The sequence below is a fragment of the Rheinheimera sp. NSM genome (assembly GCF_052380015.1).
Classification (GTDB): Bacteria; Pseudomonadota; Gammaproteobacteria; order Enterobacterales; family Alteromonadaceae; genus Alishewanella.
Map to the genome: position 1 here is coordinate 492,245 of NZ_JBQTCI010000002.1, position 18,021 is coordinate 510,265.

Genomic DNA, 18,021 nt, shown 5'->3' on the forward strand with positions numbered 1-18,021 from the left:
CATCAGCGGCGCAGACCGTGCTTTGGCATCACCGATTAATTCATCTTACTGAAGTAAAAGGCCTCTACACATGACCCTATCGCACGCAGAGCAGTACCAGAAAAGCTGGCAGGAACGCCAGGAATATGCCGAAAACATGCAGCCAATTATCGGCCGCTTATACCGTAACAAAGGTATTGAAGTGGTGGTGTATGGTCGTCCGCTGGTTAATGCCACCACTATCGACATTATTAAAGCCCACAAAAGTGTCGAACGGTTTGAAGGACAAAAACTGCGTTTACGCGAAAGCTTTCCGGTACTCGAAGCGATAAGCAAAATGAATTTAGCACCGGGCCGGGTTGATATCGGTAAGCTGGCGTATGGCTATATTTATAAAAATGCGGCTAACGGCACCGAGCTGGAGCAGTATTTAGCGCGTGAATTGGCCGAACTGCTGGATCATGAAGATCAGGTAAAACCGGTAGACGTAGTGTTGTACGGTTTTGGCCGCATCGGCCGTTTGTTAGCGCGCTTAATGCTGGAACGCTCCGGCCCGAGCAGCAAACTGCGCTTACGTGCCATAGTGGTACGCGGCGGTAAAAAAGGTGACTTGGAAAAACGCGCCAGCCTGCTGCGCCGTGACTCTATCCATGGCCCCTTTAACGGTAGCATCACCGTGGATGAAGAGAACCAGGGCATTAAAGCCAACGGTACCTTTATTAAAGTGATTTACGCCAATTCTCCGGAACTGGTTGATTACACTCAATATGGTATCAGTGATGCACTGGTGGTAGATAACACCGGTATTTGGAAAGACGATAAAGAGCTGAGCATCCACTTTAACAGCAAAGGTTCAGCTAAGGTGCTGTTAACTGCGCCGGCCAAAGGCGATGTGCCGAATATCGTTTATGGTGTAAACCAGCATATGATTTTAGCGGAGCATAAAATTGTTTCTGCCGCCAGCTGTACTACCAATGCGATTACCCCGGTATTAAAAGCGCTGGAAGATGAGTTTGGTATCCGTAACGGCCATGTTGAAACGGTGCATTCGTACACCAACGATCAAAACCTGATTGATAACTTCCACAGCGCCGAGCGCCGCGGCCGCGCAGCACCGCTGAACATGGTATTAACCTCTACCGGTGCGGCCAGCGCTGTGGCCAAGGCGTTACCGCAGTTAAAAGGCAAGTTAACCGGTAATGCTATTCGTGTACCGACGCCGAATGTATCGATGGCCATTTTGTCACTGAACTTAAATCGCGAAACCAACCGCGACGAGATGAACGATTTTCTGCAACGCACCTCGCTGTTTTCAGAATTGCAGGATCAAATCGATTTTACTGCTTCTACCGAAATCGTCTCATCAGATCTGGTCGGTTCACGCTACGCCGGTGTCGTTGACTCGCAAGCCACCATTGTAGATGGCGATCGCTGTGTGTTGTACGTGTGGTATGACAACGAGTTTGGTTACAGCACCCAGGTTATCCGCGTAATGAACGATATGGCCGGTATTAAGTACCCGACACTGCCGATAGCGCGTTAAAACGTTACTTTACCGAAAAGCCGCTTTTAAGCGGCTTTTTCTTTAGCGCTAACCTGTTAGAATCCTTTTTAATAATCTCACAGTTTCAACCAATGGATCCGATTATGAAAATCAGCAGCAATTTTGACAGCGGTAATATCGAAGTATTACAGGCCGACTCTCCGGACAACATTCAACTGGCCATCCGCAAAGACAATCAATCTGACTTTTACCAGTGGTTTCACTTTCGCTTAAGCACTGAACATGCCCAGTTGCATACGTTAACCATCACCAACGCCGGTGGTTCTGCTTATCCGGATGGCTGGAAAAATTATCAGGCGGTGGCGTCTTATGATCGGCAAACCTGGTTTCGCGTAGACACCAGCTTTGACGGTAAGGCCTTAACTATTAAGCATTTTCCTGAAGCTAACTCGGTGTATTTCGCTTACTTTGCGCCATACAGCTACGAGCGGCATATGGATTTACTGCACCAGGCACAGTCTGACTACAACTGTCAGTTAGTTGAGCTGGGCGAAACCTTAGACGGCCGTGATATGAGCCTGTTAATTGTCGGTGAGCCGGAAGAAGGCAAAAAGAAAATCTGGATCACTGCGCGTCAGCATCCGGGTGAAACCATGGCCGAGTGGTTGATAGAAGGCCTGCTGGACCGCCTGCTGGATGAAGACGATGGCGTAGCCCGTGCTTTGCTGGACAAAGCGGTATTTTACATAGTGCCGAATATGAACCCGGATGGCTCGGTACGCGGCCATTTGCGTACTAACGCTGCCGGCATGAACTTAAACCGCGAGTGGCTGAACCCGTCGCTGGAGAAAAGCCCGGAAGTGTATCTGGTGCGGCAAAAAATGCTGGAAACCGGTGTCGATCTGTTCCTCGATATGCACGGTGATGAAAACCTGCCGTATAACTTTGTTGCCGGTAGCGAAGGCGTGCCTTCCTATAACGAGCGCATTCAACAGTTGGAAACACTGTTTAAGCAAACTCTGCTGGCGGTAACGCCGGAGTTCCAGACCGAATTTGGCTATGATTTGGACGAGCCGGGTAAAGCCAATATGACCGTCGCTACGGCTTGGGTGGGAGAGCAGTTTAACTGCCTGGCGTACACGGTAGAAATGCCGTTTAAAGATAACGCCAACCTGCCGGATGACGCCTATGGCTGGTCTGATATACGCTCAATGAAACTGGGCCAGGATATGCTGCCGGCCGTGCTGGCGGTGGTAGATAAACTGCGCTGATAACGTCGATGTTAACCGGGGCTAAGCGTTTGCTGTTAGTGTCAGTAATCCTGACGCTAACCAGCTGTGCTGCAGTGCAACACTGGCTGGCTGTATCGCCGTTGCCGCTTGGCAGCCAAACTGAGATACAGCGCCAGGCTCTGCTTAGCGGCAAGGCCGTGGGGCAGTTGGATGTCAGCTGGCCACAAACAAGCAGTAAACGCGCTTGGGTGAATAACCGCGCTGGTTTTACCGCCTATCGTCAGCAGGGGCAGTTGCTGGTAGATCTGGGCAGCACGCAATCTTTTACCTTAAGTATTAACGGTACTGTATTGCCAATAACTGCACCGGCAGCGCTGGGGCGCTACCTGACGCTGGATATCAGCAAGGTAACGCGTGACGGTCTTAACCAGCTGGAATTGCTGGATATTCAACCGCTTGGGGCGCAGCTGCGCATAGTGGTGCCTTATCCGCGCTTAGTTGACGGCACCGCAGAAGATGCTGCTATGTCTGTACAGACTTTAGCGCAGTTAGATGAGCTGATTGAGCGCGAAATAACCATGGGCTTTGCCGGCGCTGTGTTGCTGATTGCCAAAGACGGCAAAATTGTAAAACACACCGCCTACGGCTATGCCAGCCGTTATGACACCACCGGTAAAGCGCTGGCGCAGCCTGAGCCGATGCAGACAGATACCTTGTTTGACCTGGCTTCTAACACCAAAATGTACGCCACTAACTATGCCATCATGCATTTGGTGCATAGCGGGCAGCTGGATATTAACTTGCCGCTGCAACATTACCTGGCAGAATATCAGGGCGATGGCCGCGAGCAGCGGCTGGTGCGTGATTTGTTACTGCACAATGCCGGCTACGAGCCGGAAGTACATTTTCATAAACCGGATAACCGCCATGGTGCGGCATTTTATTCCACCGACCGTGCACGCTCGATGCAGCTGATTGCCACACAAGTGCCCTTTGTGCGCGAGCGCGGCGGCAAAGCGGTGTACAGTGATATCGACTATATGCTGTTGGGGCTGTTGATTGAACGCATCACTGGTATGCCGCAGGATCAATACCTTGAACAACAGCTGTACCGGCCAATGGGGCTGAAGCAGACACTGTTTAATCCGCTGCGTAAAGGTATAGCGGCAACACAGATCGCTGCCACTGAGCTGGATGGCAACAGCCGCGGTGGCCGCGTGCAGTTTCCGGCAGATCAGGGCGGGGTAGTACGCGGTACCGTGCATGATGAAAAAGCCCGGTATGCATTTGACGGCGTAGCCGGCCATGCCGGCTTGTTTTCTACTGCGCGCGAAACGGCAAACCTTGCCATGCTGGCCTTGCACGGCGGCTATGAGTTAACGCCGGTGTTCAGCCAGGCCATTATCCAGCAGTTTGTCCGGCCTTCTGTCAGCGACCATACCGTGGGGCTGGGCTGGCGCACGGCGGTGCAGGGCGATTTAAACTGGCACTTTGGTCCTTATGCCAGCGCCTATGCGTTTGGTCATACCGGTTGGACCGGAACCGCTACGCTTATTGATCCGTATTACGGCTTAGTGGTGGTGCTGCTGACCAATAAAAAGCACAGCCCGATTGTGGCACAAGGTGACGACAGTTATTATTTTGCCGGCGATCAGTTTGAAACTGGTATGTATGGCAGCATCATGAGTAAAATATACCAGGCAATGCAGTAGGCGGAGCAAGCCGCCGCAATTTAGATTGGAGTACCATGGCTATTATTTCCTGTCCGTTTTGCGGACAAAAAATTTCTGATAAAAGCCCGCAATGCAGCGGCTGTAAACAAGACCTGAGCAATCTGTCAGCAGAAAAGCTGGAATCGCTGGCACGGGATAAACGTCTGAGCAAATCACAAAGCCTGATGAATCATGGCATGTTGTCTATGCTGTTGTTTTTGGGTGGCTTTGGCTCCATATACTGGTTTTCGCCGGCGCAGGGCAGCTTGCAGCAAATTGCCTTTATGGGCCTGAGCGCCATCGGCTTTTGCTGGTACATTATTACCCGCATCCGCATTATGCTGTTGAAGAAAGGGCGTAAATAAATGCCGTTTAATGCCTTAGTGCAGGCGATGACGCCTGACACCTATGAAAAACTGGCCGAAGCTGTTGCCACCGGGCGCTGGGCAGATGGCAATGCCATGACAGAAGCCCAGCGTGCGCACAGCTTACAATTAGTGATGGCGTACCAGGCGCAGGTATTAAAATCAAACGAGCTCTTTACCATCGGCGCCGATGGCCAGATGGTGCAAAAATCCAAAGCCGAACTAAAAAAACAATTCGAAACTCAGCCGACCATTGCAAGGTTCCCGCACGATGATCTTTAAACGTTTTTTCAAACCAAAGTGGCAACATCCGGATGCCGCTGTGCGTCAATTGGCCATCACTGAACTGAACAGCAATGATCAGGCGCATAAAACCGTGCTGCATGAGCTGGCGTTTAACGACGGCGCTGAAGCAGTGCGCAAAGCTGCGCTGACCAAACTGAACGATTTTTCGCTGTGGTGGCAAGCCAGTAAACAAGATAGTGCAGAGCGTTTGCAGCAACTGGCCGAACAAACCTTGATTAAACAGTTACTGCACAATCAGGTCGAGCCGAAATTAAAGCAGCAATTTATTGCCCAGTGCAACCGCAGCAGTATTCTGGAGCAACTGGCGCAAACTGAAACCGACGCCGGCATTAAATTCAGCCTGCTACAGCGTTTAAATAAAGCTGAGCTTAATGTTAAAGCACTGCAGGACCCGGTGCTGCAATTGGCGCAAAAGCAGCAGTTGTTGGCACAAATTGATGACGAAAAACTGCTGGAAAAATTGGCCAAACAGCTCGACGGTGAATTGCTGACCGGCGTACAACACAAACTGGCACAGCTGCAGGAAGAAAAACAAAAGCCGCAACTGTTGCGTAAACAACTTACCCTGTTATTGGCCAAACTAAATGCTGCACGCGACCGGGTTGATCTGGCAGAACTGCCGGCACAATTGGCGGAGTATCAAACACAGTGGCAGCAACTGGAAGCAGAGTTGGCGTGCCTGGGCACTGAAGCGGCAGAATTTCGTACTAAATACGACAAAATTGTGGCGCAGCTTAACCAGTGGTTAGCGCCGCGCTTAGCAGAGCTTAGCCGGCAACAGGCAGAGCAGGCCGCCGCCGCTGCCAAAGCCGAAGCGCAACAGGTAATACAACAGCGTATTGATACGTTGGAGCACGCCTTGCAGCAGGCCTTGTTATCCACCGACATCAGTGCAGCGCAGCAGTTAGAACAACAGCTTAGCGGCCTGGCAACAGAGCTGGCCTCTGCTGATGTAACAAATAAGACGCCGTTGCATAACCGCATCAGTCAGTTACAGCAGCAGTTAACGCAGCTGCCGGAATTAGCAGAGCAGTTAACTGGCTTAACCCGTATCGTGGCAGATTGGGCGGCGCAGCCGCTGCCCGACACTGCGGAAGCCTTTGCCATAGCGTCAGAGCAATTACAGCAATGGCAACAGCAGTGGAGGCAACTGAGCAAAGCGATGATTATTGCTGTACCGGCCAGCTTACTGCAGGCGAAAAACGCTCTGGCGCAACAATGGCAGCAGGCCGAAAAAGCTTTTAGTCAGCAAGCAGAGAAAACCCAGCGCCAGTGCCGCAGTAAGCTGGCTCAGTACCGCCGGTTATACAGTGCCGGTAAATACAAAGTGTTGTTTGGCTTATTTAAAGGTATTGAACAGGATTATCAGCAACTAACCGCCGCGCAGCAAGTGCCGCTGAGTAAAGACTACGACTTTGCCCGCGATAAAATGGCCGAACTGGCCGATTGGCAGGAATATATTGCCACGCCGCGTAAGCAACAGTTATTACAACAGATGCAACAGCTAAGCGGCGAGCTGACAGAAAACCAGATGCGCCAACGTGCCGACGAAGTAAAACACGCCAGAGCACAATGGAACAGTTTGGGCAAAGCCGACCCGGCGTTAGAAACAGAACTGAACGCCGCCTTTGACCAAGCGTGTGAACAAGCGTTCGCACCTTGCCGTGCCTATTTTGCTGCTCAGGATGCATTGCGGGCTGAGCATGTACTGCAACGTCAGCAGATCATCGCGCAAGCACAGCAGTTTGCCCTGAGCCAGCCGGACGCCAAAGCGCTGGATACCGGGCTGCAGCAACTTAAGCAAAGCTGGCAGCAGGCCGGCGCCGTTGATAAACAACAATTTACCGCACTGAACGAGCAATTTAACCAGGCGCTTGTGCCGCTGCGCGGGCAATTAACTGCCTTGCAGCAACAGGCCGCTGCGGCCAAGCAGCAGCTGATTGAACAAGCGCAAGCGGCACTTAATCTGGCTGAACCCAATCAGACCGCTAAGGTGCTGAAAGAATGTCAGCAGCAGTGGAAAACCGCCGGTAATGCTGCCCGTAAGCAGGATCAAGCACTGTGGCAGCAATTTCGCGCCGTTTGCGATGGCTTCTTTAATGCCCGTTCAGAGCAGTTTGAGCAGCAAAAACAAGCCGAACAAGCACAGCTGAAACAGCTTGAAGCGCAGCTGACAGCGCTAACTGCGGCAGTAGAGGCGGCTAACGAGCCTGATGCTCTGGCACAGCTGCAACAACAGCTGCAGGCGCTTCAGGCTGATGGCAGAGACGCGCAGCAAGCCGTACGCCGGTTACAGGATAAACTGCAACAGAAGCAGCAAACATGGCAGCAGCAACAGCAGCAACGTGAGTTTGCACAGATGTTTGACTTGCTTGGCACTACAGATGTTAGCCCGGAGCAATTACCTGCCGGCTACAGAGAGTGTTTTAACAAGCAGCAGGAGCAGCAGTTTAACCGGGCGCAACTGACGTTGGCGTTAGAGTTGATAGCCGATATGCCGTCGCCGCCAGGTGAACAAAGCGCAAGGCAACAGGTGCAGTTATTGTTGTTGTCGGATAAGCACAATCAGGGTAGTGCACTGGATAAACACAGCCTGCTAAAACGCTGGCTGCAGTTTGGTCCGGTAACGCAAGCCGAGTTGCCGTTGCTGGCGCGGGTTAAAGCATTATTTGTTTGATATTCAGCTACTGTGTTACCCACGCTGACAGCTAAAGTTAGCCGTACAGCGTGGGTAAATTGGTCCTCCCGCCTTAGTCAGCAGTAAGTTCTCCGCGTAAATCCTGCTGCATCTGTTGGCGTATCTGCTCTGCACTGAGCGGCTTGCTCAGCAGGTAATGCAGTTTGGTCAGCGCGGCTTCCAACGTCATATCGTAGCCGCTTATTACGCCGCTTTGTTGCAGCGCATTGCCGGTAGCATAACCCTGCATATTTACTGTGCCTTTAAAACATTGGGTGCAGTTAACAATAATTAAACTACGCTCAGTGGCATCGCGCAGAATTTGCAGCAGCTCTGGCCGCTGCGGTGCATTACCTACACCAAAAGACTTAATAATCAACGCCCGTACCGGTGCCGCTGTCATATTGCGGATCACGTCGGTATGAATGCCCGGATACAGCGTGACCACGCTAATCGGCTGCGGTACCACAGAGGCCAGGGTTAACGGCGCGGCCACTTTGGTTTGGCTTAAACGGCCGGCCACCAGGTTTATATGTATACCGGCTTCGAGCAGCGGCGGAAAATTCGGCGAGGCAAAGGCATTAAAGCCATTGGCATCGGCTTTGGTGGCACGGTTGCCACGAAACAGCTGGTTATTAAAAAACAGCGCCACTTCGGCAATCGGGTAGTTGGCCGCCAGGTACAACGCATTGAGCAAATTAACCTGGCCGTCAGAGCGCATTTGCGCCAACGGAATTTGAGAGCCGGTAATAATCACCGGTTTTTCTAAATTTTCCAGCATAAAAGACAGCGCCGAAGCGGTATAGGCCATGGTGTCGGTGCCGTGCAGCACCACAAAGCCGTCGTAGTTATGGTATTGCTGCTGAATATCCTCAGCAATATGCCGCCAATGCTCCGGTGTCATATCGGATGAATCAATTACCGGGTGGTATTCATGAATATCAAATTCCGGCATTTCTGCACGGTAGAATTCCGGCATGCGTTTTACCGTATCGGTTAAAAAGCCCGGCACCGGCACATAGCCCTGATTGGAATGTTGCATACCTATGGTGCCGCCGGTGTAGGCGACATAAATGCGTTTTCTGCTCATAATGCTCAAATTGGAGTTCAAATAAAAATGCCCGGTAGGTACCGGGCATTGTAATCGACTTCGGCTTAACTGTCAGTTAATGCTGCAGCTAACGCAGTACGAGTAAACGCCATTCGGATCGTTAAACTGGTTCAGTAACACAAAATCCTGCTTCAGTTGTTGGGTTAACTTGCCAAGCAGTTTTTGCTCGGCACTGATCGCAGTCTGCGGTAACCAGCCCTGTGCTTTGGCTTCGCCGAGCAAATCTTTAATCATTTGCTCAGCCGGCGTCAGTTTATGTTGCACCACTTTAACGTCGTAGCTGCTCAGGCCGGCTTTGTCTGCCGCTGCTTTGATGGCGTCATCAATAGTGCCGAGTTTATCTACCAGGCCCAGCTCCTGCGCTTTACGTCCGGTCCAAACACGGCCCTGCGCTACCTTATCTACTTCAGTGTTGGTCATATTGCGGTTTTCACCCACCATGGTTAAAAACTCGGTATAACCGCGTTCAATCAGTAATTGAAACAAGTCTTTAGCTTTTGGCTCCAGGCCTTTAAACAGCGGTAAGCCTGCAGATAACCCGGCCAGCTCAGTGGTGCCGACACCGTCAACATTCAGGCCCAAGGTGGGCATAGCTTGCTCAGCAGTATGCAGTAAACCAAAGATGCCGATCGAGCCGGTAATAGTGGTAGGTGCAGCCCAAATTTCATTTGCCGGTGCGGCTATCCAGTAACCACCTGAGGCTGCAACCGCACCCATAGAGGCGATAACCGGTTTGCCCGCTTCGCGCAGCAAGCTGATTTCCTGGCCAATAACTTCGGATGCATAAGCACTGCCACCCGGGCTGTCAATGCGCAGCACTACGGCTTTTACTTTGTCATCGTGGCGGGCCTGGCGTAACAGGGCAGCGGTAGTATCACCGCCGATAGTGCCGGCTTTGGCGCTGCCATCAACAATCACGCCGCGTGCCACTACTATGGCAACCTTGTCGGTCAGCGGGTTATCAAATTGCTGTGCCGGAATAACTAAATCGGCATAATCAGCAAAAGTAACATAGTTGTACGTGTGGTCGTCATTTTCACCGACGATAGCAATCAGGTCACGGCGAAAGGCTTCACGGCTTTTTATCTGATCAACCAGGCCGGCGTTTACCGCATACTGGCTGAGATCACCTTCTGCAGCAGTAAGTTTTTCCAGCAGGGCGGCATAGGTTTCGTCAAAGTTATCTACGGCAAAGCCACGACGCTGTGCTACCTGCTGTTTATAGTCGCTCCACAGCTCAGTTAACCAGGCAATATTGGCTTCTTTGGCTTCATCTGACATGTCGTTGCGCAAAAATGGCTCAACGGCAGATTTATAAGTGCCGACACGAAACACATGAGTGTTGATCTTCAGCTTTTCCAACGCATTTTTGTAGTACATCGGGTAACTGCCGTAGCCTTCCAGAATGACCGCCCCCATTGGGGTTAAACTAATTTCATCGGCGTAGCTGGCCAGGTAATATTGGTTCTGGCCATAGTAACCGCCATAGGCCAGTACTTTTTTGCCGCTGGCTTTAAAGCCTTCAATAGCACTACCTATCAGTTGCATTTTATCCAGCGAGGCACGGCCCAGCATGGACAAATCCAACACCAGTGCCTGAATACGGTTATCTTTGCTTGCCTTCTCAATTACCGTAACAACATCGCTTACCAGCACTTCCGGCGATTCTTCCTGGCCGCCGAGGCTTTCGTTAATGGCTGTAGCGATTGGGTCAGTCCAGCGTTTTTCTTCTACCAGGTCACCGGTCAGGTTCAACACCAGGGCGGCAGTGTGCGGCACTTTTACTTTATCATCACTGCTGAAAATCGATACTGCCAGCAACACCACTATACTGATAAACAGCAGGTTAAGGATAATGGAACGAAAGCCGCGGTAAAGCCGGGCAATGGCGCTGAACAGCCGGCGGATCAAGCCGGGGCGTCTCTCTGTCATAGGTAATTCCTGTTTAAATATCACAACTTGTGCATAATGCTATGCTAACCAATTTGGCGTTAAAGGCTAAACGGAATTTGTAAGTAAATGTGTTACAGCAATTAAGCCTGTGGGCACAGCTTGCTATACGGTAGCAAAGCAGCTAAAGTCTGCCCCAAACAACAGGTACGACCAGAGAGGGTAATGTGGCATACCAAAAATTATTACAACCACTGGACTTGGGTTTCACCACGCTTAGAAACCGCGTCATTATGGGCTCAATGCATACGGGCCTGGAAGAAGAGAAGCATGGCTTTGCCAAACTGGCGGCGTTTTACGCAGAGCGCGCTAAAGGCGGTGTCGGTTTAATTATTACCGGCGGTATCAGCCCGAATTTTCGTGGCAATTTGGTGCCCTTTGGCAGCCAACTGAGCTTTTGGTGGCAAACCGGTAAACATAAGCAGGTTACGCAGGCAGTGCATCAGCACGGCGCGAAGATTTGCTTACAGTTACTGCACGCCGGCCGCTACGGTTATCACCCGTTTAGCCTGGCGCCAAGCAACATTAAGTCACCTATTACGCCGTTTAAACCGGCGCAAATGTCGGCCAGACAGGTCAGGAACACGATAAAAGACTTCGCGCACTCTGCTAAGCTGGCAAAAAAGGCCGGTTATGATGGTGTAGAGGTAATGGGCTCGGAAGGTTATTTAATTAACCAGTTTATTTGTTCGCGCACCAACCAGCGTACCGACGAATGGGGCGGCAGTTTTGATAAACGTTGCCGCTTTGCCATTGAAACGGTAAAGGCGGTGCGTCAGCGTTGTGGCGATGATTTTATTATTATTTACCGCTTATCTATGCTGGATCTGGTGGAAGATGGCAACAGCTACGATGAAGTGGTGGCGTTAGCCAAAGCCATAGAGGCTGCCGGTGCCACCTTAATTAACACCGGTATCGGCTGGCATGAAGCACGGGTGCCCACCATCGGCACTATGGTGCCGCGCGCAGCCTTTAGCTGGATCACCGAACGGGTAAAAACCCAACTGAGCATTCCGGTCATTGCCACCAACCGCATTAATGATCCCCAGGTGGCTGAGGATATTCTTGCCAACGGCCAGGCCGATATGGTCTGTATGGCCAGGCCGTTTTTAGCCGATGCCGACTTTGTTAACAAAGCGGCGGCGGATCAGGCCGAGCTGATTAATACCTGTATTGCCTGTAACCAGGCCTGTTTGGACCATGTGTTTCAAAATAAACGCGCCAGCTGTTTGGTTAATCCGCGTGCCTGTTATGAAACCGAGCTGAATTTTACCGCTGCAGCAACGCGGAAAAAAATCGCCGTAGTGGGCGCCGGCCCGGCCGGGTTGGCGTTTAGTGTTTATGCCGCCCAGCGCGGCCATGAGGTGCATTTATTTGATAAGTCGCACCAGATTGGCGGCCAGTTTAACTACGCCAAGCAAATTCCCGGTAAAGAAGAGTTTCACGAAACGCTGCGCTATTTTGGCCGTATGCTGGAGCTGCATGCGGTAAAACTGTTTTTAAACAGCGAGCAAACCGCAGACAGTTTAAAAGCCGCCGGTTTTGACGAAGTGGTGCTGGCCAGTGGCATAGTGCCGCGTGATATCGGCCTTGCCGGCAGCGACCATGCAAAAGTACTGAGCTATTTAGATGTATTGCGTGATCACAAAGCCGTGGGTAAAAATGTGGCTATCATCGGCGCCGGCGGTATCGGCTTTGATGTAGCGGAGTACCTGACAGAGCCACATTCGTTAACCTTGCAACCAAAGGCCTGGTTAAAAGATTGGGGTATTGATCACAGCTACCAGGCGCGTGGCGCCTTACTGCCGGACGAGCTGCCACAACCGGCAGAGCGAAAAGTATTTTTGCTGCAACGTAAAAGCAGCAAAGTGGGCGCAGGGCTGGGTAAAACCACCGGCTGGATCCACCGTGCCTCGCTGAAGAAAAAGGGCGTTGAGATGATTGCCGGCGTTAACTACCTGAAAGTCGATGATAACGGCTTGTGGGTGGAGATTGCCGGCGAAGAGCGCTGTTTAAATGTCGATAACGTGATTATTTGTGCCGGTCAGGAACCGTTACGCGCCCTGGTTGCAGGGTTAACGCAACATGGCATTACGCCGCACCTGATTGGTGGTGCCGATGTGGCCGCCGAGCTGGATGCCAAACGGGCCATTCGTCAGGGCGCGGAGCTGGCCGCCGCTATCTGACAGCCGGCACCTGTCTGGTGCCACTGCATGCACTGTATTAGTGATATGTGTTAATAAAGGCACCATTTTGGTGCCTTTGTCATGTTTAAGACATTTACGGCTTTTATCTTGTGCTGGCGCAAACAGTTATGCATATTGACTGCTGGCCTTTTCGCCATGCAGGCTGCTATTCTGGTATCAGCTTTGCAAACTGCATAAAAAACACACACAGCAAGCACAACAGGGAGTTTCTATGTCCGGGGTATTAACCATGATACTGGCAGGCGGTGAGGGCACGCGCTTAGCCCCGTTAACCGGTGTCAGAGCAAAACCTGCAGTACCGTTTGGCGGTAACTACCGCATTGTCGATTTCGTGTTAAATAACTTTGTCAATTCAGATTTACTGCAAATATTTGTTATTACTCAGTTTAAATCCCACTCTTTAATGAAGCATTTAAGCCGCGCCTGGCGGGTTACCGGTTTAACCAACCGTTTTATCGACCCGATCCCGGCGCAAATGCAAACCGGTAAACACTGGTATTTAGGTACAGCTGACGCCATTTACCAAAACCTGCATTTAATTCATGGCCTGGACCCGGAGCATGTCTGTGTGTTTGGCGGCGATCATATTTACAAAATGGATGTACGCCAGATGCTGGATTTTCATCGTCACAAGCAGGCAGTGCTTACCGTAGCGGCAATACCGGTGCCGGTAGAGCAGGCACATGAATTCGGTGTAATAGAAGTAGATGCCGATGGCAAAATGATCGGCTTTGAAGAAAAGCCGAAAACCAACCCGAAAACCATACCCGGCAAGCCCGGCTTTGTACTGGCCTCGATGGGTAACTACATTTTTGAAGCCAAAACCCTGGTGTCGGTATTGGAAGACGACGCAAAGCAGGCCGACTCGAAACACGATTTTGGCCATAACATTATTCCGGGCTTGTATCCGTCCGGTGAGGTGTATGTGTATGACTTTTCTTCCAACACCATTCGTGGCGAGAGCGAGAGTAGCAGCGGTTACTGGCGTGATGTCGGCACCATAGATTCGTATTACGAAGCTAATATGGACCTGATCTCAGTAGCGCCGCCGTTTGATCTATACAACAAATACTGGCCGCTGCGCGGCTATACGCCGCCGGTGCCGCCGGCTAAGTTTGTTCATGACGAGGCCAACCGCACCGGTCAGGCTATCAGCTCTATGGTGGCGTCCGGTTGTATTGTCAGCGGCTCTATTGTGTATCAGTCCATTCTTGGCTTTAACGTGCATGTACACAGCCACAGCTATATTGAAAAATGCGTGCTGATGGGTAACAACGATATTGGCCGCGGTTGCCGTATTCGCCGTGCCATTATTGATAAGGACGTTAAAATTGCGCCCGGTACTATTATCGGTGAAGACCCGGTGTTGGATAAACAGCGCTTTCATGTGTCGGCCAGTGGCGTTATCGTGATCCCCAAAGGCGCGATGATCGGTTTTGACTAAGCCAGCTTACGAGTAAGCGCAGAGATTTAAAAGGGCGGAGCAGTAGTGCGGATCTTGTTTATATGTAGTGAATATGAAGGCCTGATTAAAACCGGTGGCCTGGCCGATGCATGTCGTGGTTTGGCGCAAAGCCTGCTGGCAGCCGGGCATCAGGTAACGGTGGCATTACCGCGTTACGGTGCTTTGTATCAGCACAGCACAACCGAATGGCAATCGGTGTATTTTCATCTGGCCGGGCGTGCCTTTGGTTGTGCTGTACGCCACTTCAACCTGGATGGTGTGGATATAGCACTGGTAGAGCATGATGACTTTTTCCGCCGTGACCGGCCGTATGACGACGGTGAGCATGGTTACACTGATAACCCGCTGCGGTTTGCGTTTTTTTGCAAGGCAGCGCTGGAGTGGGCGCAGCAAACCGAGCAGAAATTTGACCTGATCCACGGCCACGACTGGCAAAGTGCAGCGGCGGCGTATTATTTAAAGCAGCACTATGGCAACAGCAGCCTGGCACAGGTACCTTTTGTGTTCAGTATTCACAATGGTGCTTATCAGGAAAAGTGCGCGCCGCATTGGCGCCATGAGTTAGATATTGAACCACAGCGCCATGATGAGTTAAATTTTCTGGCGATGGCACTGCGTTACGCCGACAAACTCAACACCGTAAGTGCAGGTTACCGTGACGAGCTGATGCACGAGCCGGAAGCGGTCGGGCTATCAGGTTTATACCAGCAGCGTGCCGCCGATTTTACCGGTATTTTAAACGGCTGTGACTATGATATCTGGCACCCTGCTAAAGATCCCTACCTTAGCGCCAACTATGATACCGACGATTTAAGCGGCAAAGCGCTGTGCAAAGCGGCAATACGCAATCAGTTACAGCTTAATGAAGCAAAAGTGCCGTTATTTGTTGCGGTAAGCCGTTTAACCGGGCAAAAAGGCTATGATTATTTGCTACCGGCATTAACACTGTGGCTGGCACACACCAGCTCGCAAGTGGTGGTAATGGGCACCGGCGAGGCGCGCTACTGCAAAGCGCTTACGCTGTTGCAGCAGCAATTTCCGGCGCAGTTCCGTTTTGTGCAGGGTTTTAGTGAAGCGATGGCGCATCAGCTTGAAGCCGCCGGCGATTTTTTCCTGATGCCATCCTTGTTTGAGCCTTGCGGCTTAAACCAGCTGTACAGCCTGCGTTATGGCACTGTGCCGCTGGTGCGGTTAACCGGTGGTTTAAAAGATACGGTTAAACCCTGGCCGGCACGCGGCGCTACCGGTATTGGTTACGCTGAGCCGGATATCAGTGCCACGCTACTGGCGTTAAAACAAGCTGAAGAGTTGTACGCTAAGGCGCGTAGTTACCGCAGTGTGCAACAAAACGGTATGGCTCAAAATTTCAGCTGGCCAAAGGCGGCAGAGCAGTATTTGGCGCTGTACCAACAGGCATTATGGGTAAAAGCGCATTAAAAAACAGCAAACAGGTTAGCGCCCTGTGTTTCGGGCATTACCTTGCCATAATCTGATGTTAAGCTTACTGTTAATTTGCAAGGCGGCACGCCGCTAACTTCATCGGGGTTTTTTATGGATGCATTGACGTTACTTACCGGCCGTTTTTCTTCTGCACGTTTAACCGAACCGGCGCCGTCCGGCGAGGCACTGGACAATATTAAACGTGCCGCACTGCAGGTGCCGGACCACGGTAATTTACGCCCCTGGCGCTTTGTTATTGCCGAAGGGCGCCAGGCACTGTGTCGCCTTGGTGATATTTTTGCCGAAGCGGCAGTAGAAGACGACCCGGTTATCTCTAATGATTTGCTCGAACGTGCCAGGCAGTTACCACTGCGCGCGCCTATGGTAGTGGTGTGTATTGCCAAAGCGGTAGAGCACGCCAAGGTGCCGTTAATTGAACAGCAACATTCCGCCGCCTGTGCCGTTATGGCGATGCAGCAAGCGGCCTTTGCTCAGGGCTTCGGCGGTATCTGGCGCACCGGCACCTACGCCCAACTCGATTTTGTTAAACAAGCATTAGAACTGGGTGAAGACGACGAAATCGTCGGCTTCCTGTATTTAGGCACCCCAAGTGGTGAACCAGCCAAGCGGCACACGCCGGATCCGGCCGAGTTCTTCAGCTACCTCTAAGCTGCTTTAAAGCAAACTAACAGCCGGGCATTAACCACAACGCCCGGCTTTTTATTGCCTGCCATACCACACGCCAGCCTGCACAACTGCACAGTTTTACTTAACAACACCGCCAAAACAGTGGACATATTCCGTTTACACGGCACATATATATGTTGCGCCTGCAAAATACTTTAGCTAAGTTAACTGCTTACGGCAGCTGGGCGCAGAAATATAAAGCTCACTCACAGAAATATAATGCATGCTCGTTTATCCAAAACGTGAAAATCGAGATTGAAGATTTGTGGTTCTTTTCCAATAAATTATCAATTTTCGTTTCCGGTCTAGGAATTGAGAAAACGAGCATACTCAAAAATAAAATGTTAAGTGTCGCTCCATGTACATTGTAGGAATCTAATGGAAAAAAGGTATCAGGTATTTGTAAGTTCAACTTACGCTGACTTAAAAGAAGAGCGGCAACACGTCATCCAGTCTCTTATGGAGATGGATTGCATACCTGCCGGAATGGAGTTGTTTCCTGCTGCAGATGAGGAGCAGTGGGAGTTTATAAAACGAGTTATTGATGACTGCGACTATTATTTGTTGATTATTGGTGGGCGGTATGGATCAACTACTGATGATGGCATAAGTTACACAGAGAAAGAATTTGATTATGCAGTAGAAAATGGACTGAAAGTTGTTGCTTTAATACATGGTAAGCCAGATGACATTCCATTTGGAAAGTCAGAAAAAGATGGAGATTTACGAAACAAATTATTTAGCTTTAGAGACAAAGTCATGGATGGCCGCCTGGTTAAGTTTTGGACGGCTGCAAAGGAGCTTCCTGGGCTAGTGGCTCTCAGTATGACTAAAACTATTAAAATGTATCCAGCCATAGGCTGGGTTAGAGCGAACCACGTAGCAAATGAAGATATTCTAGTAGAGGTTAATGATTTAAGAAAAGAAAATTCAACCCTCCAAAAAGTCATAAATGACAATAGAGCTCAGAATGCCTTCGATGTAATCGATATCGCTGATATCGACTCAGAATTTACAGTCAATGGTAAATACAAGGTTTACCAACGGGGCTTTGACGCAAGAAACTACAAGTTTAAAAGCGTAATTTCTTGGAAAGAAATGTTCTCACTATTATCCCCATATCTTGTTGACTATTACAATGAGTCAGCTGTAGATGGCAAGTTGGCTGCCTGCTTGCTTGAACGGGAAGGAAAATCTGGCAGCAGCGCCTCTATAAACGAACAAGAATTTAAAACTATAAAAATACAGCTTGAAGCTTACGGACTCATAAAAACAGAGCGGCTTAAAACTGTTAAAGGAAATTTGGCAACATTTTGGTCTTTAACTGAGAAAGGCAAGAAGTTAATGATAGAAAGCCGATTAATACGTAAAGGTACCTAACAATAC

The 18,021-nt window shown here is 50.5% G+C and carries 13 protein-coding genes; 11 read left to right on the top strand and 2 right to left on the bottom strand.

Annotated features, from left to right (window positions below; translation table 11 throughout):
* The first annotated feature begins 70 nt into the window (after nt 1–70).
* The 6 genes from ACTZWV_RS08075 to ACTZWV_RS08100 all read left to right on the top strand — a co-directional run bounded on the left by ACTZWV_RS08075 (nt 71) and on the right by ACTZWV_RS08100 (nt 7,775).
* Entirely contained in the window at nt 71–1,522 is a 1,452-nt protein-coding gene (locus tag ACTZWV_RS08075) for a glyceraldehyde-3-phosphate dehydrogenase (protein WP_444786055.1), read from the top strand.
* 104 nt (nt 1,523–1,626) lie between these two features.
* Nucleotides 1,627–2,754, top strand: coding sequence for a M14 family metallopeptidase (locus tag ACTZWV_RS08080; protein WP_444786056.1), 1,128 nt, complete (start codon nt 1,627–1,629; stop codon nt 2,752–2,754).
* An 8-nt stretch (nt 2,755–2,762) separates the two neighbouring features.
* The gene (gene pbp4b / locus ACTZWV_RS08085; RefSeq protein WP_444786057.1) at nt 2,763–4,427 is read left to right on the top strand and encodes a penicillin binding protein PBP4B; all 1,665 of its coding nucleotides are present in this window, start codon (nt 2,763–2,765) and stop codon (nt 4,425–4,427) included.
* Between the two features lie 35 nt (nt 4,428–4,462).
* Nucleotides 4,463–4,792: a zinc ribbon domain-containing protein gene (locus ACTZWV_RS08090; RefSeq protein WP_305550910.1), complete on the top strand. Its 330-nt coding sequence runs from the start codon at nt 4,463–4,465 to the stop codon at nt 4,790–4,792.
* Nucleotides 4,793–5,074 carry a YeaC family protein gene (locus ACTZWV_RS08095; protein ID WP_444786058.1) on the top strand — a complete coding sequence of 94 codons (282 nt, stop codon included), beginning with the start codon at nt 4,793–4,795 and terminating at the stop codon, nt 5,072–5,074. It begins immediately after the preceding gene.
* The gene (locus tag ACTZWV_RS08100) at nt 5,064–7,775 is read left to right on the top strand and encodes a DUF349 domain-containing protein (protein ID WP_444786059.1); all 2,712 of its coding nucleotides are present in this window, start codon (nt 5,064–5,066) and stop codon (nt 7,773–7,775) included. Before ACTZWV_RS08095 ends, ACTZWV_RS08100 begins: the two co-directional genes overlap by 11 nt.
* 73 nt (nt 7,776–7,848) lie before the next feature.
* On the opposite strand, the gene ansA is transcribed toward ACTZWV_RS08100, so the two are convergent.
* Both ansA and sppA read right to left on the bottom strand, forming a co-directional pair.
* Entirely contained in the window at nt 7,849–8,865 is a 1,017-nt protein-coding gene (ansA, locus tag ACTZWV_RS08105; protein WP_444786060.1) for an asparaginase, read from the bottom strand.
* A gap of 72 nt (nt 8,866–8,937) precedes the next feature.
* Nucleotides 8,938–10,818 carry a signal peptide peptidase SppA gene (gene sppA / locus ACTZWV_RS08110; RefSeq protein WP_444786061.1) on the bottom strand — a complete coding sequence of 627 codons (1,881 nt, stop codon included), beginning with the start codon at nt 10,816–10,818 and terminating at the stop codon, nt 8,938–8,940.
* 185 nt (nt 10,819–11,003) lie between these two features.
* Between sppA and ACTZWV_RS08115 the strand changes: the two genes are divergently transcribed.
* The 5 genes from ACTZWV_RS08115 (at nt 11,004) to ACTZWV_RS08135 (ending at nt 18,015) form a co-directional block, all read left to right on the top strand.
* On the top strand, nt 11,004–13,022 hold the full coding sequence (locus tag ACTZWV_RS08115; protein ID WP_444786062.1) for an oxidoreductase: 2,019 nt from the start codon (nt 11,004–11,006) through the stop codon (nt 13,020–13,022).
* Nucleotides 13,023–13,212: 190 nt separating this feature from the next.
* Nucleotides 13,213–14,487: a glucose-1-phosphate adenylyltransferase gene (glgC, locus tag ACTZWV_RS08120; RefSeq protein WP_444786279.1), complete on the top strand. Its 1,275-nt coding sequence runs from the start codon at nt 13,213–13,215 to the stop codon at nt 14,485–14,487.
* A 45-nt stretch (nt 14,488–14,532) separates the two neighbouring features.
* The gene (locus ACTZWV_RS08125; protein ID WP_444786063.1) at nt 14,533–15,945 is read left to right on the top strand and encodes a glycogen synthase; all 1,413 of its coding nucleotides are present in this window, start codon (nt 14,533–14,535) and stop codon (nt 15,943–15,945) included.
* 114 nt (nt 15,946–16,059) lie between these two features.
* The gene (locus tag ACTZWV_RS08130) at nt 16,060–16,617 is read left to right on the top strand and encodes an NAD(P)H nitroreductase (RefSeq protein ID WP_444786064.1); all 558 of its coding nucleotides are present in this window, start codon (nt 16,060–16,062) and stop codon (nt 16,615–16,617) included.
* 396 nt (nt 16,618–17,013) lie between these two features.
* Nucleotides 17,014–18,015: a DUF4062 domain-containing protein gene (locus ACTZWV_RS08135; RefSeq protein WP_444786065.1), complete on the top strand. Its 1,002-nt coding sequence runs from the start codon at nt 17,014–17,016 to the stop codon at nt 18,013–18,015.
* The last annotated feature ends 6 nt before the right edge of the window (nt 18,016–18,021 follow it).